The organism is Sinosporangium siamense (genome assembly GCF_016863435.1).
GTDB lineage: Bacteria > Actinomycetota > Actinomycetes > Streptosporangiales > Streptosporangiaceae > Sinosporangium > Sinosporangium siamense.
The window spans coordinates 13,314-37,652 of the sequence record NZ_BOOW01000052.1 but is presented as its reverse complement, the minus strand read 5'-3'; the positions used below and the strand labels follow the sequence as shown (position 1 = coordinate 37,652).

The following is a 24,339-nucleotide window of genomic DNA, read 5'->3' as shown; positions in this document are numbered from 1 at the left end:
ACCGAGTGGGACACTAGATATCCCGACCGACAATCCCCTGAAACGCACAGCGCAGCAAGGTCAGCATGAGATCCATAAGCCGTATCGAACCGAATGAAAAATAGCTTCTGGCGTAGAAGAGGCCCAGGTCAGCGAGTGTCGGCCCCGCGCACGCGGGGATGTTCCCCTCAACCCCACCCAGATGGAAACCCTGGTGCTGTCGGCCCCGCGCACGCGGGGATGTTCCGACGAGACTCGGCTGCATGGGGACCGGAGGATCGTCGGCCCCGCGCACGCGGGGATGTTCCGGCGACGCCTGAGCAGCGCGACGCTATCCGCGAGTCGGCCCCGCGCACGCGGGGATGTTCCGAGGCTCATCACGCCGCCGCAACGCTCGCGCCGGTCGGCCCCGCGCACGCGGGGATGTTCCCCCGAGGGGGACCAGTGAGCGCACGTGAGGGACGTCGGCCCCGCGCACGCGGGGATGTTCCCGACGAGTAGAGCACCTCCATCGTCGCGGCGTCGTCGGCCCCGCGCACGCGGGGATGTTCCCTCATCGGGCTCACCAGGGCAGCCAACGCCGCGGTCGGCCCCGCGCACGCGGGGATGTCCGCAGGCCGCGGTGACCGGTCGGCAGTCATGGCCGCTACGGAACGACCTTGTTGAGGGTGGCCTGGTACTTCCTCGCCTGCGAGGGCAGCAGCTCCTTCGCCAGCCTGAGGACGACGCCTCGGCGGACGTAGGTGTACTCCCCGAGTACCGAGGCGCGTTCGCCGATCTCCTGGATGTAGTCGCGCCGTTTCTGGGCCTGGGACGCCTTGGCGAAGACTTCGACGCTGCCTTCGTGCTTGCCGATCCACAGCACCGCTTTACTTGTGTATCCGTGGGGGCGGCCCATCATGTGGTTCGGGTCGGTGCGCTCGTTGTAGATCCGGCCGAGCCGGATTTTGAGTCCTCGCTTGGCGAGGGCACGGATGACGCCGGCGGCGTCCAGCTTGGGCGCGGCCTGGGCGAGTTTGGCGGGGGCGAGTGCGGGCGTGGCTATCGGGGTTGCTGCAGCGGCGTTGGTCGTGGGGGCCGGCGCGGTTCCGCCGCAGGCGGTGATGAGGGTGGCACATAAGAGCAGCGTGAGGGTGCGCACGGTCTTCATGGGTCTCCGATCCTTTGGTGATTACTGCGCCCCCGACGTGTGGCATCGTGCCATGGCCGGGGGCGGGCAATTGCTATTCCGGCGAATCGTCGCCGGTTGGGGGTTTTGCGCACCCGCCCCGTGTTGGGGAAGGTGGGGCGGGTGCGCGGGCACCGTGGCGAGTCAGGGCGTCTCGGTGCCGTCTGCGGCCTGTTGGTGTGGGTTCAGCCGCAGGGCGGGGGGTTCGAACGACGCTGATCCGGGCCGGCAGATCGGGTTCCCCGATCAGTCCGACGCTAGGTGGCAATGGCTCGGACGATGCGAGTGAACAGCGCCGGTAGGCGGGCCGCGGTGGGCACGATGAGGCGGGCGGTGCGCTGTCTGCGTGCGGCGACCAGGAGCGCTCCGGCGAGTAGCCGGTGTCGGCGGGTCAGCCGTGACCAGGCTCGTTCGTAGTCCTGGGGCCGGTCGGCTGCCAGGCAGCGGACGAGGGCCTGGGCCGTCACCGCGGCCAGGCACAATCCCTCGCCGGTGATCGCGTCGGTGTAGCCGGCCGCGTCGCCGACGAGCAGGACGCGTCCGGCCACTCGCCGCCGCACCCGCTGCCGCAGTGGCCCTGCGCCGCGTACCGGGGTGGCGGTGGGGCCGTCGAGGCGGGCGCGGAGGTCGGGGAAGCAGGCGAGGTGCTCGTCGAAGCCGCCTCGCCGCTGGCTGAGGATCGCCACACCGACCAGGTCGTCGCCCACGGGGGTCACGTACGCCTCCCCGGCCTCCGACCAGTGCACCTCGACATGGTCCGACCAAGGGGTGAGGTGGTAATGGCGGCGCTGGCCGTACCGTGCGGGGGCGCGGCCGGGAAGGCCGAGCCGCAACTGGGAGCGGAGCGGGGAGTGCAGGCCGTCGGCCGCGACGAGCCAGCGCGCCCGCAGCCCCGCGGCCTCCACGCCGTCCGCGTCCTGGCGCGGGTGCTCGACCTTGCCCGAGACCACGGGGATGCCGAGTTCGGCGGTGCGCGCGGCCAGCGCGGCGTGCAGGTCGGTGCGCCGCACGCCGAGGCCGGTGGAGTGTCCGAATGCGGCTCGCGCGCGGGTGCCCGCGGCGACGTAGTCGATGCCCAGCAGTGGATGGCCGCTTAGCCGTACGCCCATCGACCGCAACGCGGCGACGCCGCCGGGCATCAGCCCTTCGCCGCAGGCCTTGTCGATCGGCGCGGTGCGGGGTTCGACGACCACGACCCGCAACCCGGCCAGGGTGCCGTGGATCGCCGTGGCCAGCCCGGCCGGGCCGCCTCCGGCCACGATGACGTCGATCACGGAACCTCACCGAGCATGGCGAGCGCCTGGTTCTCGCAGCGGATGCGCTCCCTCATGAGCGCGGCGTTCAGCACGGTGAAGATCAGCGCGGTTGTCCACGCGCTGTGGACGAGGGGCAGCGCCACCCCCTCGACGGCGACGGCGATGTAGTTGGGGTGGCGCAGCCAGCCGAACCGGTATGGCCCGCTCCGGACGAGCGGCAGCCCCGGAACCACGATCACCTGGGTGTTCCAGCGCGGTCCGAGCGCCGTGACGCACCACCACCGCAACCCCTGGGCGGCCACCACGAGCGCCAGCATCGGCCAGCCCAGAGCCGGGATGAAGGGCCGGTCGGCCACCCATACCTCGGCCAGGCAGCCGGCGAGCAGCCCGGTGTGCAGGGCGACCATAAAGGGATAGTGGCCCTGCCCGCGCACGATCGCGCCGCGTTCCATGCTCCAGCGGGCATTGCGGCGGGCGACAACGAGCTCGGCCAGGCGTTCCAGGCCGACGAGCAGGATGAGTACGGGATACCAGGGCATGGGCACCTACCAGCGCAACAGGACGAGTTCGGAACAGAACCCCGGGCCCATGGCCATCAGCAGCCCGGCACTGCCCGTCGGCGGAGCGGGCCCGCGCATCGTGTCGGCCAGCACGTGCAGCACCGAGGCCGACGACAGGTTGCCGATGGCGGCCAGCGAGCGCCAGGTCACCCCCAGCGACTCGCGGGGCAGGTCAAGAGCTTCCGCGACGGCCTCCAGCACCTTGGGACCGCCCGGGTGGCAGACCCAGGTGTGCACGTCTTTGCTGGTCAGACCGTGTTCGGCGAGCAGGCCGCCGACGTCGTCGGGGAGGTAGGCGCGCACGATTTCGGGCACTCCGGCGTCGAGCACGATGCCGAGGCCGCTGTCGCGCACCTCCCACCCCATGACTCTCTCGCTGCAGGGATACAGGTGGCTGCGGGTCGCCACCACCTGTGGCCCCGCCGTACGGCCTGAGCCGCGGATGACGACGGCAGCGGCGCCGTCGCCGAACAGGGCGCTGGCCACCAGGTTGGCCACCGAGGCGTCGCCCTGCTGCAGGGTCAGCGAGCACAGCTCGACCGACAGCAGCACCGCCACGTGGCCGGGCCAGCCGAGCAGGTAGTCGTGCAGCCGTGCGATGCCCGCCGCCCCGGCGACGCACCCGAGCCCGAAGATCGGAATGCGTTTCACGTCGGGGCGCATCTTCAGCCGCCCGGCCACCCTGGCCTCGATCGAGGGCGCCGCGATGCCGGTGACCGAGGTGAACATGATCACGTCGACGTCGGCAGGGGTGAGCCCGGCCTGCTCCAGAGCGCCGGACACCGCTTCGGCGCCGAGGTCGACCGCTGCGGAGATAAACGCGTCGTTGGCTGCGCCGAACCCATCGAGCTTGCGATATTCCTCCAGAGGAAGGACCAGATGGCGGGATTCGACCTGCGCACTGCCGTGCAGTCGCTTGAGCAGACCTTGGTCGGCGCCTTCCGGCAGGAAGACCTGCGCGGCCAGCTCGGTGATCTCGGCCTGGGTGTAACGATGCGTTGGCACTACGCCGTGAACGGCGGCGATGCTGCTCATAGCCAACGATTGCCCTGATCGGTGGTTACTATGCCCAGGAAACGGCATGGATCGAGGTCGCGTGCGAACGCTCAGAGGGCTCGCGGACGCCTGTCATTCCGGCCCGACGGTCACGGTGACCGTCCTGGTCACCGCGGTGGCCGTGGCGAGTGGCCGTGACCTGGCGGGGGTCGTGCTGGTGGCCGCCGCGGTGCTGTCCGGGCAGGCGTCGATCGGCTGGTGCAACGACGCCGTCGACGCCGAGCGCGACGCCGCCGCCGGACGCACCGGCAAGCCGATCGTGGCCGGCCTGGTGAGCGCGGCGACCGTGCGCCGCGCGGCGCTGGTCGCGCTGGTGTTGTGCGTGCCGCTGTCCTTGGCCTCCGGGTGGATCGCCGGGGCCGCGCACCTGCTGGGCGTCGGCACCGCCTGGGCCTATGACCTCTGGCTGAAGGCGACGGTGTGGTCGTGGGCACCGTACATGATCGGCTTCGGCGTGCTGCCCGCCTTCGTGACGCTCGGGCTGCCCGACAGGCCGTGGCCCGCGTGGTGGGCAGTGGCGGGCGCCGCGCTGCTCGGGCTGGGCGCGCACCTGGCCAACGTCCTGCCCGACATCGCCGGTGACCTGGCCACCAAGGTGCGCGGCTGGCCGCAGCGGCTCGGCACCGCCCGGGTCGCCGCCCTGGTGCCGCTGCCGTTGCTCGCGGCCACCGCGCTGCTGTCCTTCTGTCCGTACGGCGTGGCGCACGCGGCCCCCTGGATCGCCGTCGCGGCGGCCTGCGTGCTGACCGGGATCGCACTGGTCAAGGGCGGCAAAGCACCCTTCGTAGCCGCGATCGCGGTGGCCGCCATCGACGTCGCACTTCTGGTGCTCAACGGCACCAGACTCACCGGCTGAGCGCGGTCCTGACTCAGCGGTCTTGCCGGTCGACCGGGCCGTGACCCCTGCCCGGATCGGCGAACGCCAGGTCAGCCGGTGTGCCGGATTATTCGATCCGCTCCATGTAGTTCTGGATGATGGAGATGTATTCGCTGCGGAGCGGCTCCTTCTCGAGGTAGGGCATGTGGGCGGCGCCGGGTTGGGTGACGTGTTCGGAGTGGGGGATGCGGTCCGCGATGGCCGCTTGAGTTCCGCCCGCTTCTCATCGATGGTCTGCTCGCCCTTGCCGTCGTTATGCCACACGGTGGCCGTGTCGGTGAACACCGCCCGCATACCGGCGAAGTCATACCCTTCCAGACGCCGCCTTATCGCTGATGTTCTGACCCATGCGAAGTTCTTCTTCCGTGGTTTCTTATCGGTGGGTGGCCGCTGAAATTCTCGCTGCCCCCCGCTCAGTGTGCGGGGGTACGGCTAGCGCCTGATTACCCGTAAAATAAATCCCGGCGGACTCAGGCCGAGGCGGCGACACTCCGTTTAGGAAGAAGAAGCTAAGAAATTAAAGCATTGACTTATTTTGGCCCGTCAGGCAGTACGGTCCGGCCCCGGCAAGTGGCGGCGGAACAGCACCAAGGCCACATCGTCCTCTCGTGCGCCGAACCCGTCGATGAGCCGGTCGGTGAACGACTCCAAGTCGTCCTCGATATCCTTGGCCTCCCGCCTGACCCTCTCCAGGCTCTCGCCTAGCTCGACGTCGCGGTCCTCGACAAGTCCGTCGGTGAACAGCAGCATCGCCGTACCCGAAGCCAGATTCACGTGGTCGACCCGGAAGTTCTCCTCGACCACGCCAAGCATGAGATCGCCGAACCGATGGTAATGAGCCTTGCCGTCGTCGTCGATGAACAAGGGCGGAATGTGCCCGGCGTTGGCGATCTGCGCATCCCCGGTGGCGGGGTCGATGAGAATCAGACAGACCGTGGCGGTCGTGCCCGGGTGATATCGGAGGAGTACGTCGTTGAGCAGCCTCAGCGACTGGTCAAGCGCGACCGTGCCGATGAGGGAGGCGCGCAGGGCGTGGCGCAGTTCGGCCATCACGGTGGCGGCCCGCAACGAATGGCCCTGGACGTCGCCGATGCCGACGAGGATCCGCCCGTCCAGCTCAAGCACCTCATAGAAGTCGCCCCCGACCTCGACGCCGTCGGCGGCGGGCAGGTAGCGCCAGCTCATGTCCAGGCCGGGCACGTCGGGTACTCCCGCGGGCAGCAGACTGCGTTGCAAGGTGAGGGCGATGGCATGTTCTTCGGCGTAAGCGCGCAAGCCTTCGAAGGTCAGTGCGATGGCTTGGCCGAGCTGGCGAATAATGCTCCGTTCGTCGTCGTCCAGGTCAGGGTCGGCGTGTACGGCGAGGCAGATGGCGGGCCGGTCGGGCTTGGTGCGCGAGACGACGATCAACCGGCCGGCGGAAACGGGGGAGAAGAAGCCGTATTCGACGGCGGTTCCGGTGCGATCGCCCAGGTAACGCTCGCTCAGTGTCTCCAACGTGCTGCGGGGCAGCGTCATGCTCGTGGAGGTGCCGCTGGTGAACAGGCGGGTGTGGCCGTCGGGCATCAGCGCCACGAGGTGGGCGGGGCGGCCGAAGAGCCGGCGGGTTCCCGCCACCGCGCGCAACAGCAGTTCGTCGAAGGTCGTGGCGGCGTTCATCGCCAGTGTGAGTTCGGTGAGGGCGCTGAGCCTGCCGGCGAGGCGTTCGGCCCGATGCCGGGCCCGGTAGTAGCGCAGCATCGCCTCGACCGTCGCGCCGAACTCCTCCGGTTCGATGGGCTCGGCCAGATACGCGTCCGCACCCCGTTGCAGCCCGTGTGCGCGGTCTGTGGTGGTGATCGCTGTTCCGGAGATCTGGATGACGGGGATCGAGGCGGTGGCCGGACTACCCTTGATTCGCTCGCACACCTCGTAACCGGAAATATCGGGCAGGCGTACGTCGAGTACCACGAGGTCCGGATGGAGTTGCTCGACCTTCTTCAGGGCCTCCAGGCCGCCGCCGGCCTCGGCGACGCGGTAGCCGGCCCGGCGCAGCCAACTGGCGAGGATGTAGAGCTTGGTCGGTGTGTCGTCGACCACCAGGACCAATGCCTGCGTCATACCGGTCCGCCTTTCCCCTCCAGAACCCGTTGCAGCGCCCTGAGCAGCGTGTCCCTGCGCAGCGCCGACTTGCCGAGTACGGCGACGCCGAGATCGGGGTGGTGTTTGACCGGATCGGCCGTGATGAGGATGGCCGGGATGGTATGCAGCCGCTTGTCCTCACCCATCCGCTGGAGCAGCGCCGTGCCGCCGAGGCCCGGCATCATCACGTCGAGCAGCGCCACGTCGGGCGGCGTTGCGCGCATGGCCCTGAGGGCGGCTTCGCCGTCCCGGGCTTCGTCGATGTAAGTGGCCAGCCCGGTCAGCATGCGGCGCAGATGCGCGCGGAAGTCATCGTCGTCGTCGGCGATGAGGACCCGGTTCACCACGGGAACATCCGAGAGGCGGGCCAGGCGTAGCGTCGCCGTGGTGCCCTGGCCTTCCACACTGGTCAGTTCCAGGGTGCCGCCCATCGCCTCGGCGAGGCGCCGGGCGTAGGCCAGGCCGAGCCCGGTGCCTTTGGCACGCAGTTGAGCGGGTCCGGGCACTTGGTAGAACTCCTCGAAGACGTGTGCGAGGTGCTCGGGGGCGATGCCGATGCCGGTGTCGACGACGGTGAAGATTATTTCGCCGGTGGCCACGTCGTGGGTCACCTGGAGGGCGACCTCGCCTTGTTCGGTGAATTTCAGGCTGTTGGCCAGCAGGTTGCGCAAAATCCTGGCCAGCATGGCCTCATCGGCCAGCACTCTCTGCGGTGGTGGCGGAAGGTGCACCGTCAGCCGGATGCGGGTGCTGTCGGCGGTCGGCAGCAGCGACAGGCGCAAGTCTTCGACCAGTCTGTGCAGGTCGATGAGAGTCAGGTGCGGGTCGAGCCGTCCGGATTCGGCCTTGGCCATGTCCAGCAGCTCGTCCACCGTGTCCAGCAAAGTATGCGCGGAGGAGCCGATGAGGTCGATCTGGTGCCGCTCCTCGGTCCCCAGCGGTTGAGCACCGGATCCGGTCAGCAGGCGCACCAGGCCGATGATGGAGTTGAGGGGGGTGCGAAGTTCATGGCTGATCGTGGCCCAGAACCGGTCTTTGGCGTCGCTGGCCCGGCGTAGCCGCAGCGACTTGTCGTCCAGTTCGGCATACAGTGCGACGACCCCGCGGTTGGTTTCCTCGAGTTCGACCGACAACTGGTTGTACAGCGCCATGACCCCCCGGTTGGTCTCCTGCAGTTCGGTGTTGAGCTGGCGTACCTCCTCCAGGGTGGAGGCCAGTTCCAGGTTTTGCCGGCGTAGCTCGTCCAAAGCGCTGACGGGCTTAAACGTGCCGATTTTTGCCCGTATCTGGTCGACTGACGGCGGCCTCCTGCCCGGGAGCCGCTTGCGCATGATCAGCTTGTCCGGATCGCCGAGCTTGACCTCGTCCATGAGCCGGAGGGCCATTTTCACCCCGTCGGCGTTGCAGGAGTGACCTCCCGGAGGCGGGCTCACGGCGACCACCAGATCCTTGTGCTCCAGCAGGAACGCGACCTCCGCCGACTCCTGGGCTCCGCCCCTGGACACAATGTCGCGTCCCACCTCGCTCAGCGCGGTGGCCACCCGGATCTGGTCCTGCTCCGACATGCCGGCCGCCGCGGCGACCTCGCGGCCCATCCCGCGCATGGCGAAGACATCGTGATCGTTCCGTACGGTGACGGTGGCGAGCGTGACCGCTTCCGCCGCGCTCATGGGGTGACCTTCACGGTGAGAACGGCTGCGTCGTCTCTGCGTGTGCCGGCGTCACGCAGCAGCGTGGCGGCCACGACGGACGGGGCGCGTGCTGTGAGCCCGGGGAAGGCGGTGGGCTCCCAGCGCTCGGTCAGCCCGTCGGAGTGCATGACGATCATGCTGTACGGCGGCGCGGTGTAAGAGTATTCCCGCACCTTTCTGCTCTGATGTCCGGCGATGCCGGGCACGGAGATCATGCCCTGCCGCGACTCGGGGGTGACGATCCACCCCGCGACATTGCCCAGCCCGGCGTAGAAGACCGTCCCGCTGCCGCGGTCGAGCGCGGCCACCGCCACGGCGCCACCCCTGGTGCCTGCCAGGGCGCTGTGGACGCGCTCCACGATCGCGGCAGGCGACAGATCGTTGTGCTTCCTGAAGGTGCGCACCGCTTGCCGGGAGGCGTGCGCGGCCAGTTCACCGTGGCCCAGGCCGTCACACAACATCGCGACCGTCCCGCCGGGACTGTCGACATAGGCGAAGGCGTCCCCGCAAACGCTCTCCTCCCCGATGGGACGTGTCAGGCCACTTACCTGAATGTCCGGCGGCGGTGCCGTGTCGGCGGTGAACCACATGGCCATCACGGTGCCCCGTCCGGGCATCGAATAGACCTCATACGCCGAGGCCATCCTCGCGATGCCGCCGAGCCCGACGCCGAGTGTGCCCGCGGTGGAGTAGCCGTCACGCATCACCCGGGCGAAGTCCGCCATTCCCGGTCCCGTGTCCACGGCGATGACTTCGACGGCCCCGCCCGGCTGCGCGAGCGACCGGATCAGAATCTTGCCGGCCACCGCGTGTTTGACCAGGTTGGACGCCGCTTCACTGACCGCCAGCGCCACCCGTCCGCATTCGTGCTCGTCGAAGCCGACGGCCTCGGCGATCACGGTCGCGGCCCGGCGCGCGGCCCCCACGGCGCTGGGGTCCTCCACCCGCAGCCACGTATCTCCGTCGGAGCAGTTCACCTGACCCACTTGACCACCGTCACGCGGGTTCCCCGGCCGGGCGCGGACTCCAGGTCGAACTCGTCCATAAGGCGGCGCGAACCGCTCAGCCCCAGGCCGAGACCGCCGCCCGTGCTCCATCCGTCGGTCAGCGCCTGTTCCACGTCGCCGATGCCCGGCCCCTCGTCGATGAACGAGAGCCGCAGCCCGCGGCGCACGCCATTGCTGATCGCCTCGATCACCAATCTGCCGCCTCCGCCGTATACCAGGGTGTTGCGGGCGAGTTCACTGGCGGCGGTCACCACCTTGGTCTGATCCACCAGGGACAGCTTGGCCTGCAGCGCGTGAGAGCGCACGTGCTGGCGCACCACCACGACGTCGCTGTCGCTGTCGATCGGCACCTCGAAGGTATCTGTCACCGGGTCACCGTGTCGGAGTCGACGCCGTCGCGGCTGTGCAGGAGTGCGACGCCTTTCTCCAGATTGAGCGCGGTGCGCACGCCACCGAGCGACAGGCCGAGCTCGACGAGGGTGATCGCGACCGCCGGCCGCATGCCCACCACGATCGTCTCCGCGTCCAGCACCCGCGAGATCGACGCGATGGTGGACAACATGCGGCCGATGAAAGAGTCGACGATCTCCACGGCGGTGATGTCGATGATCACACCGCGGGCGCGGTGTTCGACGACGGCGTCCGCCAAGTCCTCCTGCAGCGCCAGGACACCTTGGTCCTGCAAGTCGATCTGGATGGAGACGATAAGAATGTCACCTAGCTTAAGGATGGGCACTCGCTCCATTAGGCCCGCTCCACCCCCACTACGACGCGCTTGCCCGACCCTTCAGAGATCTGCACCCCGCTGCGGCGCAGCGCATAGGCCAGCGCCTCGGCCAGCGACGCCTTCGTGACGATGTCCCCGAAGTCGATGCCCAGGGTGACGATGGTCTGGGCGGTCTGCGGGCGAATGCCGGAGACCACACACTCGGCCCCCATCAGCCGCGCCGCCACCACGGTCTTCAGCAAATGCTGCGCCACCTGCGTGTCCACCGCCGGCACCCCGGTGATGTCGATCACCGCGTGCTCCGAGCCGGTCTCCACCAACGCCTGCAGCAGCTTCTCCATGACCACCTGGGTGCGGGCCGAATCCAGCGTGCCCACCAGCGGCACCGCCAGAATGCCGTCCCACAGCTTCACCACCGGCGTCGACAGCTCCAGCAACTGCTCGGCCTGATCGGTGATGATCCGCTCTCGGGCCGCCGCGAAGGTCTCAAATGTGAACAGACCCAAGTCATCGACGAACTTGCAGAACCAGTGGTAGCCCCGCAGCGTCTCCGAATCCTCCTCGGCCTCGATGACCTCGTAGACCGCCTCTTTGATGCCGAGCACCAGCACCACGGTCTCCGACGGGGTGAAGCCCTGCCGAGCCTGCCCACGCGACAACTCCGCCAGCAGACGGCGCAGCTCACCGTTCTCCCCGTCCTTGGCGAGCGCCCGCTGGAGCGCCGGGTAGATTTCCCGCAGCCGCTCGGTCAGCGCGCCCCGCGCGGCGTGCCCGCCCGCATTCGCGACCGCGATGTCGATCCAGCGCCGGGTGATCCTCTCCTCTTGGTCTTGCAGGAGCACATCGATCCGGTGCCGATCGGCCTCACTATGAACAGTCATCACGCGCTCCCAAAGACTAGAGGTCATTTTCGGACAAACATCCATAAGGTTAGCGGTCTCTGCATATTTCTCTCATGTGTCCCCTGACCTGAGGAAAGCCACACCTTTTACGCGCTTCGCCCTAATCGCCGACACCGCCGGCCCGGCCCCACGGTGGAGAGAACTGCGAGGTACGGCGCCGCCAAATCATTCGCGGAGACATGAACGCCACGTGCGGCAGCGGGTACGGCGAGAGCCCGGATCGCGAGAGATGCGCCGTCGTGAAATCACTCGCGATCACGGACACCAAAATGGGGATTGCGCGATGAGTGATCCCATGGTCAAAGAGCCGCGCTGAGATTCCGCGGGTACGGCGAAGCCACGGGAGCCGATGCCCTGCTCACGGCTGAAGCGGCAGGCCGGCGGAACACCGAGACCCTGCTCAGACCCTGCTCACGGCTGGAGCGGCAGGTCGGCGGAGTGCTGCCGGCAGGCCTCGTGGGCCTCCTTCACCTTCTGTTCGGGAGTGCCCGGTGGAATGTTGATCTCGACCTTGCCGTCGGCGGCGGGGTCAGGCATCTCGATGCCCTGCTCCCGCATGCACCGCGCGAGTTTGAGCAGCGTGTCGCGCTGCTTGGGGTCGACGGCCTGCTGCCCCTGCTCCCCGACCGAGGCCTGGAGGAACTGCTTGCACGCCTCCTGCGCCTTCTTCACCTTGTCGCGCTCGCCGGCGCGTTCCTGGATCGTGATCGGGCTGTTGGGCTCGGGGTCGGGCATGTCGACGCCCTGACCGCGCATGCATTCGGCGAACTTGAGTGCCGCTTCGTTCTTGTCGGCAGGCGGTGCCGCCGACGAGGCCATCGGCGCGGGAGCGGCGGTGCCGCTCGCACTGGCCACCTTGACGACGTCGGGTGTCGCGCCACACGCGGTCAGCGCCAGCGCCGAGATCGAGGTGGCTAGCAATAGTCGGATCTTCATTTCTCTCCCCAGAGTGGTTAATCCGGGCATGCCAGAGCTCACTCCGGCCGGATTGTTGATATGCCGGGGCAGCCTCGCGAGCGTGGCGAGCCGCCGTCCCCCGTTAGTCCCGCTGTGCGGGTTGGTCCTCGGTCTGGTAGTCGAGACTGGGACCGTTCCCCTGTCCGGGTCCGCCCCCGTCGGTGGATCCGGTGGACTTGTCGGAGGGGAGGGGCAACGCCGTCGCCTCGCAGGGTGCGACCGGCCCCTTGATGATTTTCATGATGGTCGCGACGGGGGGCTTGACCGCTCCCTCGGGGTCGACCGAGATCGCCAGGACAAGCGTCTCACCCGCCCCGATCTGGCCCTTGGGGATCTCGAACTCGATCCCCTGCCCGTCGCTGTTCGTGCTGATCTTCATCTGCCCGCCCTTGGCTACCTGCTCGCCGCGGGACTGCTGGCAGGTCTGGTTCGCCGGCAGGTAGTCGATCACGGCCTTGACGCCGGCGTCGGCCAGCTCGGCTTCGAGTTCCGCGGAGTCGCGGAACTCGTTGATCTGCACCCGCACCGATCCGTCCGGCTCCGTGGTCACCGCGTAGGCCGATGTGGCGCCGCCGCCGAACAAGGTGACCGTCATCGTGACCGCCGCCGCCCCCGCCGCCACGGCTGACCACCTCGTGAGTCTGCGGTTCACTCGGCTGTGCCGTACCGGTCCCGGGTGCGCGGTGTGTCCCGCGGCGGTCCTTCTGGCGTGCTCTTCCATGACCGCGCTGATCAGACGCTCTTCGAAGTTGGTGTTCATGTCTGCGCTCCCATATACGCGGTCGTGGGCGAAGCAGCGTTCTCAAGGGCGCGTCTGGCGCGGTGCAGCCGGACTCGTGCGGTGACCTTGCGGATCCCCAGAGCCGCGGCGGCCTCCGTGACGGAGAGCTGGTCGATCGCGACGAGTTCCAGCACGGCGCGTTCCCCTTCGGGCAGTCCGGCCAGCGCTTTTTGGGCGTCGCGCATCTGGCGTTCGGCGTCGATGCGCTCTTCCATCCGGACCAGGTCGTCGTCGTCCATCAGGCGCCGCCCCGCGATAAGACTCGTGGTGCGCGCCTCCAGTGCCGACTTGCGATGGTGGCCGGAGACTACGTTGCGGGCGATGCCGTACAACCACGCGACCTCGCTGCCACGGCCGGGAGCGTAGGTGTGCGCGGAGTCCAGGACCGCCAGGAAGACGTCGGCGGTCAGATCCGCGGCGAGGTGAGGATCGCTCACCCGCCGGACCACGAATCGCATGACGGCGTCGACATGACGGCGATAGAAGGCCTCCAATGCCGAGGGGTCTTCGTTGAGGCGCATCCGCGCCGCTCCCTTCGCCGTCCGCCCTTACGCCTCTACTTGGATCGAGGGCCGCGAAGCGTTTCCAGAAATTTCACCGTATAGGGGAAGTGGGGCTCACCATACGCGTGTGACCTGGGTGGATGTCGCCCAGCCGGACATCCCCCGTCCAGGGGATGCGGGGTGAACCCCGTGCCGGTGGGATGTGGCTCTCAGCAGGTCAAACCTACGTTGGGGGGACCTTCAGCCCTTCCACTGTGAGGAGCAACCCATGGGTTCGCGCAACAGTGTCACCGAGCTCAACGAGTTGTTCGTCGAGGCGATGAACGCCGGCGACCTCGACCTGGCGATGTCCTGCTGGGATGAGAACACCGTCTTCCAGACCGCGCCGGGCACCGAGCCCGTGCGCGGGATTCCCGCGCTGCGGGAGGCGATCCAGCAGTTCATCGACACCAAACCCCACCTGACGATCGAGGAGCTGCACCGGGTCGAGGCGGGTGACGTCGTGCTGGTCGCGCTCAAGTGGCACCTGGCCGGGACGGGCCCGGACGGGCAGCCGATCGAGATGGGGGCCGTCGACAGCAACGTCTTCTGCCGCCAGGCCGACGGCACCTGGCGCATCCGCATCGACAACCCCTTCCACTCCCAGCACATCGGCTTCTGACATGACGGCGACACAAGCCGCGCCCGAGCGGCTCACGTTAAGCGCGCCGCAACCGCTGCTGATCGGCGGCCGGGAGGTTGAGGCCGACCGCACCTTCCCCGCGGTCGACCCCAGCACCGGACGGGTCTGGGCACAGGTCGCGGAGGGCACGACCGGAGATGTGGACCGCGCGGTCGCGGCGGCCCAGGCCGCGTTCGAGACCTGGCGGCAGACCTCGCTCGACACCAGGCAGGCCCTGCTGTGGGCCGTGGCCGACCGGCTGACGCAGGACGCGGGCCGGTGGCCCGCTCTCCTCGCCACCGAGAACGGCAGAGCCATCCGCGAGGGCGGACTGATCGATGTGCCGACGGCCGCGGAGATCTTCCGCTTCTTCTCCGGTATCGTCCGGGACCTGCACGGCAGGACCGTGCCCTGCGGCCCCGGTGCCCACGTCTTCACCACCCCGCGTCCGGTCGGCGTCGTCGCCGCGATCGTCCCGTGGAACTCGCCGCTGATCTCGGTCGCGCACAAGCTGGCGCCCGCGCTGGCGGCGGGCAACACCGTCGTGGTGAAGCCTTCCGAGCTGGCCTCGGTCAGCACGGTCGAGTTCATCCGTCTGGTGCAGGGCCTTTTCCCGCCCGGCGTCGTCAACGTCGTCACCGGATTCGGCCACGACGTCGGGCGCGCGCTGGTGACGCACCCCGGGGTGGCCAAGGTGAGCTTTACCGGGGGCACCGAGACCGGGCGCCGCATCCTCGGCGACGTCTCGGACCGGCTGGTCCCGAGCCTCATGGAGCTCGGTGGCAAGGGTGCCATGGTGGTGTGCCCGGACGCCGACCTCGACACCGTGACCGAGGACGTGCTCACCGGCATCTTCGCGGCCAACGGCGAGGTGTGCTTCGCCTCCTCACGCCTCATGGTGCACCGTGACCTCTACGACGAGCTGCTGGAGCGGGTCACCGTACGCGCGGATGCGATCACTGTGGGGGACGCCCTCGATCCGGCGACGCAGCTCGGCCCGCTGGTGACGGCACGGCACCGGGACACGGTCGCCGCACGCGTCGAGACCGCGCTGTCCGAGGGCGCCGAGCTGCGGGCCGGCGGCCGGGTGCCCCTGATGCCGGACGAGCTGGCCGGTGGGAACTACTACCGTCCCACCGTCCTGGCCTCCCCCGAGGGCACGACCAGCGCCTCATGCGAGGAGTTCTTCGGCCCGGTGCTCACCGTCGAGGCGTGGAGCTCTGAGGACGAGGTGGCCGAGCGGGTCAACCGGGTCGCGTTCGGCCTGGCCAACGGGGTGTGGAGCGCTGATCTCGGCCGGGCCTACCGCCTCGCGGACCGGCTCGACTCCGGGATGGTCTGGATCAACACCTGGTTCGCGACCCCCCTCGGACAACCGCAGGGCGGCGTCAAGGCGAGCGGCTTCGGCCGCGAGGGCGCCACCGAGACCCTCCTCGAGTACACCTCGACCAAGGTCGTCCACACCAGCCTCGACTCCACGCGTCCCCCAATGTGGACCTGACCAGGAAGAACGTGCACCATGCGCTTCGAACTCGATGAACACAGTCGGCAACTGGCCGACCTCGGGGCTCGGCTCGCCGCCGAGTTCGCCCCGCACGCCGCAGGCCACGACCGGGACCGCACCATCGCCACCGAGAACTTCGCGAAGCTGCGCGAGGCCGGGCTGTACGGCGTAGCCCTCCCGCGTGACCTCGGCGGTCTCGGCGCCCGGACCACGCAGTGGCTCGCCACGGTGGAGGCGCTCTCCAAGGGCGACGCCTCGACCGCGCTGGGCTTCAACATGCATTACGTGGCGACCAGGATCATCGCCACACTCGACGCCGTGCCGGCCGACGCCAAGAAGCGGGTCGCCGATCTGGTGGTGCGGGACGGCGCGCTGATCTGCGCGCCGCTCTCCGAGCCGTCCGCGTCGAGCCTGCTCCCGGCGACCTACATGCCGAGCCTCTCGGCGCGCCGGGTGCCCGGCGGGCTTGAGGTCAGCGGCATGAAGATGTTCGCGTCCCTGTGGGAGGCCAGCGACTACGCCTTCATGTTCGCCCACCCGGACTGGGCGGAGGACCCCACCCACGTCGTCGGCTTCCTGATGCCGACCGACCAGGAGGGCGCGATCAAGGTCACCGACAACTGGGACACGCTGGGCATGCGGTCGACCCGCAGCAACCAGGTCCAGATCAGCGGCGCCTTCGTCCCTGAAGAGCTCATCCTGTGTGAGTTCGACGACTTCCTCGGCAACTGGATCGTGGCTCAGGCGCACATCGCCTGGGGCGGATATACCGGCTGCTACCTGGGCGTCGCCGAGGCGATGGCCGAGTGGCTGCAGGGAGCCCTGGGCACACGTGTCGCGAAGGGGCACACCCAGCCGATGGGCTACCACCCGACGATCAGCACCGCCATGGGGCACATCGCGGCCCAGGTCGAAGCGGCCCGGCTGATGATGTACCACGCGGCGTGGGAGGCCGACGAGAACAGCGGTCCCAGCCTCGCTACCTGTGCGGCGTTCCTGCGGGCGAAGCTGATGGTCGGCACGGTGATCCACACGATCACCACGCTGGGCACGACGGCGGGCGGGCTCTCGTCGCTGATGCGCGAGCGGGGTTACGAGCTGATGCTGCGCGACGCCATGACCGGCCCGATCATGCCGCCCAACGCCCTGGCGTGTGCGGAGATGGCCGGTCTGATCTCGATGGGGCTCGATCCGGGCCAGGCGCCGGCACTGCGATGACCAGGACCACCACGCGCGTGTCGTCTCTGGAGCCGACGCCGATGCCCGATCCCGACGCCTTCCGGCAGGCGTGCGCGCAGTTCCCCACCGGGGTCGTGGTCGTCACCACGGTCCTCGACGGGGCACCGTACGGCATCACCGTCAACGCCTTCACCTCGCTCACCCTGGAGCCGCCCCAGGTGCTGGTCTGCCTGGCGGCCACGTCGCGCACGTGGACGGCGATCGAACAATCCGGGGTGTTCGCCGTGAACGTGCTCGCCGCCGATCAGGCGTCCACGGCCCGGCTGTTCGCCACGAAGGATCCGGATAAATTCGGATGCGTGGACCACGTGCCCGGTGCGGTCGGAGCTCCACTGCTGACCGGAACCGCGGCCCGGTTCGAATGCCAGCTCGCCGGGACATTGCGCAACAACTCCCACTGGATGCTCATCGGGCGGGTGGTGTCGCTGGAGTCCGACCCGACCCGCGAGCCGCTGCTCTTCCTCCGCGGTCGTCTGGCGGGATGAGCTTGATCAAGCGCCGGGTCCGCTGAGCGGACCCGGCGCTTGGCGTTCTGCGCCTTCTTCCTGGATGGTGAAGGCGGAGCTAGTCTGGGCAGACGCCTCGGTACGGCACAGCCCGGTCGAGCGCATCCAGAGTGGAGCACGTCATGGGGAACCCCCTCATCGATCCGGTCCGGTCGCTGCCGCCCACGCTCGTCGCCGAACTGGTCACCTCATCCTCCGTCGAACGCCTGCTGAACCGCTTCCTCGACGAAGCGCCGAGCCGGCTCGAGTCCTTCGCCGCCGGTGTCTATGTGCACGACCATACGACCGGCCGCCCCGCCGCCGCTGAGGTGCGCGGCCTGGGCAACTACTACATGCGCAGCTACGAGCGGTACGGCAGGGACCGCGATCCCGTCGTCCAGCACGCCCTGCGCGACCGCAGGGTCTGCGACAGCGACTCGCTGATGTCGCGGGAGGAGTGGCTGAAGCTCCCGGTCGTCCACGACCTGTTCGCCCCGCATGCCATGGCCCGGGTGTTGTGCGCCCCCATCGTCGTCGGCGCCGAGGTGGTCGGCACGTTGAACCTGGCCAGGCGAGATGGGCAGCCCGAGTTCACCGAGGAGGACCGCGCCGCGGCCCATATGGCGGCCACGGTGCTGGGCATCGCCGTACCCGCCGTGCGTGAACGCGCCGCGGTCGAGCGTGAGCGCAGCCGGCTGGCCGAGGCGCTGGACCGGTGCGGCACGCCGGTGGTGCTGACCGATCTGGGGCAGGCGCGGCGTCACCTCAACGCGCCCGCCGCAGCCCTGTTCGACCGGCTCGGGGAGGCCCGGCGGGAGGTCGAGCGGCTGCTGGACTGCGACGAGGGCGGGGTGGTCGCCACCTGGACCGGCGCCGCGGGAGCCCAGCTCACGGTCACCTCACAACGGCTGCCGAGCCAGACGGACGTGATCGTGTCGGTGATCGTCGTGCGTGACGACGCGGCACGCACGATCGCCCCGGCCCGCCTGGCGCTGCTCACCCCCCGCGAGATCGAGATCGCCACCCGCGCGCTCACCGGTCGCCGCGACGGCGAGATCGCCGCCGAGCTGTTCATCAGTCAGCACACGGTCAAACACCATTTCAAGTCGATCTACGCCAAACTCGGCGTACACACCCGCGCTGAACTCCTCGACCGGCTGCTGTTCTGAAAGACCCCGTGGTCAGAGGGCCGGATGGCCGGCGACCAGAGGGGTATCGGCTCCCACCTCGCCGATCTTGCGTGCGCCGCCCGGGTCGCCGAGGGGCTCGTCGCGGCCCGGCAGTGACTCACGGAAGAAGGCGTCGGAGTCCGCGAGGAAGGCGCTCCACATGGTGTCCTTGCGGGCGACGCGATCCACGGCGATCGCGGAGACGGGGCATTCGACCTCACATGCGCCGCAGTCGATGCACTCGTTGGCGTTGATGTAGCTTTTCCGCTCGCCCACATAGATGCAGTCGACGGGGCACACCTCGACACAGGCGCGGTCGAGGACGTCGATGCAGTCGGCGCCGATCACATAAGTCATGGAAGGTCCCTTCAGGGGCTGTCGGTGGAATGGCCGGGGAAGAGGGGAAGATCGGGGTCGAGATCGACCGCCACGTGGTTCACGGCGGTCGCGACCTCGCCGAAGCCGACCGACATCAACCTCACCTTGCCGTCGTAGTCGGCGAGGTCGCCCGCGGCGTACACACGGGGCAGATTTGTGCGCATCGACCGATCGACGGCGACGGACCTGCCCCGGAGTTCGAGGCCCCAGTCCCGCAGCGGGCCGAGTTCGCTGATGAAGCCGAGCGCGGCGATCACCTGGTCGGCCGCGACGACCGTCTCCTCGCCTGATTTCGAGCGGAGGGTCACCTTCTGGAGGCGGCCGGCGTCCCCTTCAAGGGCGATTACCTGGGTGTCGGTGCAAATCCTGGTCCGCCCGGCTCGCACACGCTGGAGCGTCGCCGCGTGCCCGCGGAAGGCGGACCTGCGGTGCACCAGGGTGATCGACCGCGCGATCGGTTCGAGTGTGTCCGCCCAGTCCAGGGCGCTGTCGCCGCCGCCCACCACGACCACGTCCCGGCCGGTGTGCACCGCGGGATCCATCACGAAATACGACAGACCCCTGCCCAGCCACTCCTCGCCGCACTCCAGAGGGCGCGGCGTCGGCGTGCCGATGCCGGAGGTGAGTACGGCGGCGCGGGCGTGGACGATCGTTCCGTCGTCGAGCGTCACGACGGGTTCGCCGTCGCGGTGCTCAAGTGCGACCGCCTGCCTGCCGAGGAGATATGTCGGTGCGTAGACCGACGCCTGGCGCATGAGGTCGGCGATGAAGTCGCGGCCCCTGATCGCGGGGATGGCGGCGACGTCACGGATCTCCTTTTCCGGATACAGCGCCGTCACCTGGCCGCCGGCCTGGGGCAGGGCGTCGACGACGACGGTGGTGAGGCCGCGGAATCCGGCGTAGTAGGCGCCGTACAGGCCTGCCGGCCCGGCGCCGACGATCAAGACATCGGCCTGGACGGTCTTGGACCCGGCCACGGACCTGCTCTTGGACCCGGTCCCGGGTGCGGTCTCGGGCACGGCCTGGGATTCGGTCACGGTCTCGGACCTGGTCTCGGTCACGGTCTCGGGCATGGCCTGGGATGCGGCCTCGGTCTCGGACCTGGTCTCGGATGCGGTCTCGGGCACGGCCTGGGATGCGGCCTCGGTCACGGTCACCACGGGCGGGCCTCCTCAGGCGATGGGGGTTCGCCGTCGAATGTAGGAACGGCGGTGCCGTGCGGTCTTCCGCTGAGGACCGCTCACCGGAACCAAGGCCGGAAATCTGTGCATTCCGCTAGGCGAACCGCACTCCTTGCCCGGCCTTCCCGCCGGGTGGTCTGCTCTCGGCACCGGCATAAGGCGAGCTCTTCGCAGCCGGAGCCGAGGACCTGTGGAGCAGACATGACCGAGACCGTGAACTCCCGGCCCGCCCGGGCCAAACCGGCGTTGCCGGGCCGCCAGGACTGGTCGAGCTGGCCGCACTACCAGGCCGCCGCCGCCGGCTTCCGGGGCTATTGGTATCCCGTCTGCTTCTCCTCGCAGGTCGGGGAGAAGCCCCGCGCCGTGACCCTGCTCGGCGAGCGCCTGTTCGTCATCCGCGACCGCGGCAAGGTCTTCGGCATGAAGGACCGGTGCCCCCATCGGGGGGTGCCGCTTAGCTACGGCGACAAGCAGTTCCCCGGGACGATCTCATGCGTCTACCACGGCTGGACCTTCGATTTGGAGACCGGCGACCTCAAGGCCGCGATCACCGACGGGCCGCGGTCCCCGATCTGCGGCAAGGTCACACAGCCGACCTACGACGTCGAGGAACGCTTCGGCATGGTCTGGGTCTACATCGGGGACGGGGAGAGGCCGCACCCGATCGACGAGCAGCTGCCCGAGGAACTGGTCGGCAACCCCGCCGTCGTGGGACAGCGCATCCAGCCGCGCACGGGCAACTGGCGGTTCGCCTGCGAGAACGGCTACGACGAGGGGCACGCCAAATATCTGCACCGGACGTCGTTGTGGCGGCTGTTCAAGCCGATGCCGGTCTGGAACTCCACCAAAATCGTGAAACGCGGTCGCTGGATTTACCGGGTGCAGCAGGAGCAGTACTGGGAGGCGGACTTCCCGGGGCTCGGCCGCTGGTCGGGGACCGCGTGGTACAAGGCGCGTCCGCCGAAGCGGGTCGGCAACATCGGCAACACCTCTTCCCACCGCAAGGTCAACCCGACGATCGCGGCCCAGGAGTTCCCCGGCTTCGCCTCCGTCAGCATGCCGGGTGTCCTGCGGATCGTCTATCCCACCTTCATCCACTACGAGTTCTACGTGCCGACCGACGCGGACAACCACCTGTATGTCGGCCTGCTGGCTGACTTCCGAAAAGGCATGAAGGCGCTGCCGTTCTACCTGAAATACCTCGGCGCGGTGCGGTGGCTCTTCCACGGCCAGTTCTCCGGCCAGGACAAATGGATGGTCGAGGTCACCGACGCGCCGCCGGAGAAGCTCTACCGCCCCGACGACTCGCTCCTGCAATGGCGCAAGCTCGCCGAGGACACCACCGAGGAGCGGCTGGAGCGGCTGCGTGCCCAAGGCGTCGAGCCCACCGGCACCCGCTGAGCCCCGCAAGGAAACGGAGCCGATCCGATGTCCGACATCGTGCTCGGGGTGGGGGCGTCCCACTCAACCCTGATGAACACCCACTGGGACCAGGTCGTGCACACCGACCGCGCCGAGGCCTTCCGCGCCGCACTCGGCACCGCCCGGCAGCGCATCGCCGACGCCCGCCCCGACATCGTGGTGATCGTCGGGTCCAACCACTTCCGCGGCTTCTGGCTCGACCTGATCCCCGCCTTCACCGTGGGCGTCGGCGAGGTCGACGCCGCAGGTGAGGCGGGCACACCTAAGGGGCCGCAGCGGACCGACCCGGCGTTCGCGCAGGCCCTGGCGGCGGACCTGGTCGAGGCCGGCACCGAGGTGGCGATCTCGGCCCGGCTGCAGATCGATCACGGGCAGTCACACGCGATCCAATATCTGCTCGACGGCCTGGACCTGCCGGTGGTGCCCCTGGTCGTCAACGTCTTCGCCCGGCCGCTGCCCACCCCGGCACGCTGCGTGGAACTAGGCGAGAACCTCGCCGCCGCCGTCAAACGGACCGCGGGGGACCGGCGTGTGGTCGTGATCGCCTCGGGCGGGTTGTCCCACCAGCTCCCGTGGCCCAGCGACTGGACGGATCCCCACGGCGACGACGAGGCCTTTCTAGTCGACGCCTGGATCAACGGGCGGGGCGAGTGGGAGCGCTTCGACAAGCGGCGCAGGGAGATCATCGTGGCCGCTCAGGCGACGATCTTCCCGGAGTTCGATCGCATGTTCCTCGACGACCTCGAACACGGCAATCTGCGGCGCTACGCGGCGATGACGGCAGACGAGCTGGAGGCCGCGGCAGGCAACGGCGGTCAGGAACTGCGCACCTGGCTTGTGATGGCGGCAGCCCTCGGCTTCGTCCCGGGCACAACCCTCGCTTATGCCCCCATGCCCGAGTGGCTCACCGGAATGGGTGTGGCCGTGCTCGATCCTTCAGGAGATGGCCGATGACCAGCTGGTTCGCCCATGTCGACGATGTCGTCTACCACTACCACGATCTGGGCGAGGGCCCCGACACGATCTTTCTGCACGGTGGTGGCCCCGGTTGCACCGCGTGGAGTGACTTCGGCCCGGCTGTGCCGTACTTCTCCGCCGATCGGCGCTGTCTCCTCGTGGACATCCTGCAATATGGCAAGTCAAGCAAATGCCGCATCAGCGGGCCGATGTGGGACTTCCACGCCGCCAAGACGGTCGCGCTCATGGACAACCTCGGCGTGGAACGCGCCGACTTCATCTGCAACTCCTGGGGCGGCACCATCGCGTTGTGCCTCGCGGCCCGATATCCGGAGCGGGTGCGTTCCCTCGTGGTGACCGGCAGCATGCCGGTCTTTTACGGGCCGCTGGCGCCCCTGCCCGAGCGCGGGCACCGGGGCCGTGCCGCCCGCGACGTCTACTACGGCGGCGAAGGGCCCACCCGGGAGAAGATGCGGGAGCTGATCACCCGGCTGGAGTGGTATGACCCCGACCGCCTCCCCGAGGAGACCGTCGACCTGCGCTGGCGGCAGAGCCTCGACCCGGGGGAGCGGGAGCTCGCCGCGATGTCGGACTCGCCGCGCGGCGACTGGCAGGACCTCACTGACGAGCTTGGGCTGATTGAAGCGCCGGTGCTCTTCATGTGGGGGCGGGAGGACGCCTTTCTCACCCCCGACTATCCGCTCATGCTGTCGCGGATGGTCAAGCGCGGAAACCTGCACGTCATGGACCACGTCTCGCACCACCTGCAGGAGGAGCGGCCCGCCGCCTATCACGCGGTCGTCGACGGGTTTTTGCGCTCCATCGACCACTGACGTTCTCTCGACCCACTGGAGTAACCATGACTCACACCATCTGGACGGACCTGTCCGGCACCGACTTCCAGGTCACCACCGTCGACGCCGGCGGGGTCCCGACCCGCTCCCTCCAGGCGGGGAACGGCGAAGCGGTGATCTTCCTCCACGGCACCAGCGGCCATTTGGAGGCGTTCACCCGCAACATTGGCGATCACGCTAGGCACTACGCCTGTCACGCCATCGACATGCTCGGGCACGGGTACACCGCCAAGCCGGATTTTCCGTACGAAATTCCCCGATATCGTGATCACCTGCTGGCCTACATGGACGCCGTCGGCATCGAATCCGCCCACATCGTCGGGGAATCGCTCGGCGGATGGGTCGGCGCCCGCACGGCGATCGACGCGCCGGAGCGGATCGCCTCCCTCCAGCTGCTCTGCGCCGGCGGCACCGTGGCCAACCCGACGGTCATGGAGCGCATCCGCACCTCCACCCGGCGGGCCGTCGCCACGGACGACATCGAGCTCACCAGGGCGCGGATGCGGCTGCTGATGGCCGACGACGAGGACGCCACCGAGGAACTGATCGCCATCAGGCACGCCATCTACCATCAGCCTGACTTCGTCGCCAATATCGACAACCTGCTGTGCCTGCAGAACATGGAGGTTCGGCTGCGTAACATCCTCCGCCCGGAACAACTCGCCCAGATCACCGCACCCACCTTGATCGTGTGGGGCCGGGACAATCCGTTCGGCGAGGTGCCCGAGGCCACCGCGATGCATGAGGCGATCGCGGGCTCGGAGCTGGTGCTGTTCGACGAGTGCGGGCACTGGCCGCAGCATGAGCAGGCTGTGCAGTACAACGAGGTGAGCCTGGCATTCCTCGCGAAACACTCCGGGTGAGGGAGTCCCGCGCGCTCAGCCCGTCGCCTCTCAGACGGTCG

Annotated in this window: 25 protein-coding genes and 1 CRISPR repeat array; of the genes, 10 read left to right on the top strand and 15 right to left on the bottom strand. The window is 68.7% G+C overall.

Annotation, left to right across the window (positions count from 1 at the left end):
* Positions 1–137 precede the first annotated feature (137 nt).
* A CRISPR array of direct repeats spans positions 138–593; the repeat unit is 29 nt; unit sequence GTCGGCCCCGCGCACGCGGGGATGTTCCG.
* Between the two features lie 32 nt (positions 594–625).
* From Ssi02_RS35035 to Ssi02_RS35020, 4 genes are all read right to left on the bottom strand, one after another.
* Complete coding sequence (locus tag Ssi02_RS35035) at positions 626–1,129, bottom strand: hypothetical protein (RefSeq protein ID WP_204032160.1); 504 nt, start codon at positions 1,127–1,129, stop codon at positions 626–628.
* 275 nt (positions 1,130–1,404) lie between these two features.
* Complete coding sequence (locus Ssi02_RS35030) at positions 1,405–2,421, bottom strand: NAD(P)/FAD-dependent oxidoreductase (protein WP_204032159.1); 1,017 nt, start codon at positions 2,419–2,421, stop codon at positions 1,405–1,407.
* Positions 2,418–2,942 carry an isoprenylcysteine carboxyl methyltransferase family protein gene (locus Ssi02_RS35025; protein WP_204032158.1) on the bottom strand — a complete coding sequence of 175 codons (525 nt, stop codon included), beginning with the start codon at positions 2,940–2,942 and terminating at the stop codon, positions 2,418–2,420. Before Ssi02_RS35025 ends, Ssi02_RS35030 begins: the two co-directional genes overlap by 4 nt.
* A 6-nt stretch (positions 2,943–2,948) precedes the next feature.
* Positions 2,949–3,998, bottom strand: a complete 1,050-nt coding sequence (locus tag Ssi02_RS35020; protein WP_204032155.1) for a type III polyketide synthase — start codon at positions 3,996–3,998, stop codon at positions 2,949–2,951.
* Between the two features lie 61 nt (positions 3,999–4,059).
* Here Ssi02_RS35020 and Ssi02_RS35015 point away from each other — a divergent pair, with 61 nt between their 5' ends.
* A complete protein-coding gene (locus Ssi02_RS35015; protein ID WP_239130275.1) occupies positions 4,060–4,875 on the top strand; it encodes a UbiA family prenyltransferase in 816 nt (271 codons plus the stop codon).
* Positions 4,876–5,439: 564 nt separating this feature from the next.
* Here Ssi02_RS35015 and Ssi02_RS35010 read toward each other — a convergent pair.
* The 9 genes from Ssi02_RS35010 to Ssi02_RS34970 all read right to left on the bottom strand — a co-directional run bounded on the left by Ssi02_RS35010 (position 5,440) and on the right by Ssi02_RS34970 (position 13,603).
* Positions 5,440–6,996, bottom strand: a complete 1,557-nt coding sequence (locus tag Ssi02_RS35010) for a SpoIIE family protein phosphatase (protein WP_204032150.1) — start codon at positions 6,994–6,996, stop codon at positions 5,440–5,442.
* Positions 6,993–8,687 carry an ATP-binding response regulator gene (locus Ssi02_RS35005; RefSeq protein ID WP_204032147.1) on the bottom strand — a complete coding sequence of 565 codons (1,695 nt, stop codon included), beginning with the start codon at positions 8,685–8,687 and terminating at the stop codon, positions 6,993–6,995. Before Ssi02_RS35005 ends, Ssi02_RS35010 begins: the two co-directional genes overlap by 4 nt.
* Positions 8,684–9,685, bottom strand: a complete 1,002-nt coding sequence (locus Ssi02_RS35000; protein ID WP_239130274.1) for an ATP-binding SpoIIE family protein phosphatase — start codon at positions 9,683–9,685, stop codon at positions 8,684–8,686. The genes Ssi02_RS35005 and Ssi02_RS35000 overlap by 4 nt, the downstream gene beginning before the upstream one ends.
* Complete coding sequence (locus Ssi02_RS34995) at positions 9,682–10,083, bottom strand: anti-sigma regulatory factor (RefSeq protein WP_204032142.1); 402 nt, start codon at positions 10,081–10,083, stop codon at positions 9,682–9,684. The genes Ssi02_RS35000 and Ssi02_RS34995 overlap by 4 nt, the downstream gene beginning before the upstream one ends.
* A complete protein-coding gene (locus tag Ssi02_RS34990) occupies positions 10,080–10,460 on the bottom strand; it encodes an STAS domain-containing protein (RefSeq protein ID WP_204032140.1) in 381 nt (126 codons plus the stop codon). The genes Ssi02_RS34995 and Ssi02_RS34990 overlap by 4 nt, the downstream gene beginning before the upstream one ends.
* Positions 10,460–11,323, bottom strand: a complete 864-nt coding sequence (locus Ssi02_RS34985) for an STAS domain-containing protein (protein ID WP_204032138.1) — start codon at positions 11,321–11,323, stop codon at positions 10,460–10,462. The genes Ssi02_RS34990 and Ssi02_RS34985 overlap by 1 nt, the downstream gene beginning before the upstream one ends.
* A 432-nt stretch (positions 11,324–11,755) precedes the next feature.
* Positions 11,756–12,280: a hypothetical protein gene (locus Ssi02_RS34980; RefSeq protein ID WP_204032136.1), complete on the bottom strand. Its 525-nt coding sequence runs from the start codon at positions 12,278–12,280 to the stop codon at positions 11,756–11,758.
* 103 nt (positions 12,281–12,383) lie between these two features.
* Positions 12,384–13,061, bottom strand: a complete 678-nt coding sequence (locus Ssi02_RS34975; RefSeq protein WP_204032133.1) for a hypothetical protein — start codon at positions 13,059–13,061, stop codon at positions 12,384–12,386.
* On the bottom strand, positions 13,058–13,603 hold the full coding sequence (locus Ssi02_RS34970; protein WP_204032131.1) for an RNA polymerase sigma factor: 546 nt from the start codon (positions 13,601–13,603) through the stop codon (positions 13,058–13,060). The genes Ssi02_RS34975 and Ssi02_RS34970 overlap by 4 nt, the downstream gene beginning before the upstream one ends.
* Positions 13,604–13,853: 250 nt before the next feature.
* Between Ssi02_RS34970 and Ssi02_RS34965 the strand changes: the two genes are divergently transcribed.
* The 5 genes from Ssi02_RS34965 (at position 13,854) to Ssi02_RS34945 (ending at position 18,643) form a co-directional block, all read left to right on the top strand.
* Positions 13,854–14,246 (top strand): YybH family protein, encoded by a 393-nt coding sequence (locus Ssi02_RS34965; protein WP_204032128.1) that lies wholly within the window; start codon positions 13,854–13,856, stop codon positions 14,244–14,246.
* A 1-nt stretch (position 14,247) separates the two neighbouring features.
* Positions 14,248–15,747, top strand: coding sequence for an aldehyde dehydrogenase family protein (locus Ssi02_RS34960; protein WP_204032126.1), 1,500 nt, complete (start codon positions 14,248–14,250; stop codon positions 15,745–15,747).
* An 18-nt stretch (positions 15,748–15,765) separates the two neighbouring features.
* On the top strand, positions 15,766–16,968 hold the full coding sequence (locus Ssi02_RS34955) for an acyl-CoA dehydrogenase family protein (RefSeq protein WP_204032124.1): 1,203 nt from the start codon (positions 15,766–15,768) through the stop codon (positions 16,966–16,968).
* Complete coding sequence (locus Ssi02_RS34950) at positions 16,965–17,474, top strand: flavin reductase family protein (protein ID WP_204032121.1); 510 nt, start codon at positions 16,965–16,967, stop codon at positions 17,472–17,474. Before Ssi02_RS34955 ends, Ssi02_RS34950 begins: the two co-directional genes overlap by 4 nt.
* A 143-nt stretch (positions 17,475–17,617) precedes the next feature.
* Entirely contained in the window at positions 17,618–18,643 is a 1,026-nt protein-coding gene (locus Ssi02_RS34945; protein WP_204032119.1) for a LuxR C-terminal-related transcriptional regulator, read from the top strand.
* Positions 18,644–18,655: 12 nt separating this feature from the next.
* Here Ssi02_RS34945 and Ssi02_RS34940 read toward each other — a convergent pair whose 3' ends face one another.
* Positions 18,656–19,000 (bottom strand): ferredoxin family protein, encoded by a 345-nt coding sequence (locus Ssi02_RS34940; RefSeq protein WP_204032116.1) that lies wholly within the window; start codon positions 18,998–19,000, stop codon positions 18,656–18,658.
* A gap of 11 nt (positions 19,001–19,011) precedes the next feature.
* A complete protein-coding gene (locus Ssi02_RS34935) occupies positions 19,012–20,181 on the bottom strand; it encodes an NAD(P)/FAD-dependent oxidoreductase (RefSeq protein WP_204032114.1) in 1,170 nt (389 codons plus the stop codon).
* Positions 20,182–20,403: 222 nt separating this feature from the next.
* Between Ssi02_RS34935 and Ssi02_RS34930 the strand changes: the two genes are divergently transcribed.
* The 4 genes from Ssi02_RS34930 to Ssi02_RS34915 are packed head-to-tail and all read left to right on the top strand — an operon-like array spanning position 20,404 to position 24,298.
* On the top strand, positions 20,404–21,603 hold the full coding sequence (locus Ssi02_RS34930; protein WP_204032112.1) for a Rieske 2Fe-2S domain-containing protein: 1,200 nt from the start codon (positions 20,404–20,406) through the stop codon (positions 21,601–21,603).
* A 27-nt stretch (positions 21,604–21,630) separates the two neighbouring features.
* Positions 21,631–22,578, top strand: a complete 948-nt coding sequence (locus Ssi02_RS34925; RefSeq protein WP_204032109.1) for a DODA-type extradiol aromatic ring-opening family dioxygenase — start codon at positions 21,631–21,633, stop codon at positions 22,576–22,578.
* A complete protein-coding gene (locus Ssi02_RS34920) occupies positions 22,575–23,414 on the top strand; it encodes an alpha/beta fold hydrolase (RefSeq protein ID WP_204032107.1) in 840 nt (279 codons plus the stop codon). The genes Ssi02_RS34925 and Ssi02_RS34920 overlap by 4 nt, the downstream gene beginning before the upstream one ends.
* Before the next feature lie 26 nt (positions 23,415–23,440).
* The gene (locus Ssi02_RS34915; protein WP_204032104.1) at positions 23,441–24,298 is read left to right on the top strand and encodes an alpha/beta fold hydrolase; all 858 of its coding nucleotides are present in this window, start codon (positions 23,441–23,443) and stop codon (positions 24,296–24,298) included.
* The last annotated feature ends 41 nt before the right edge of the window (positions 24,299–24,339 follow it).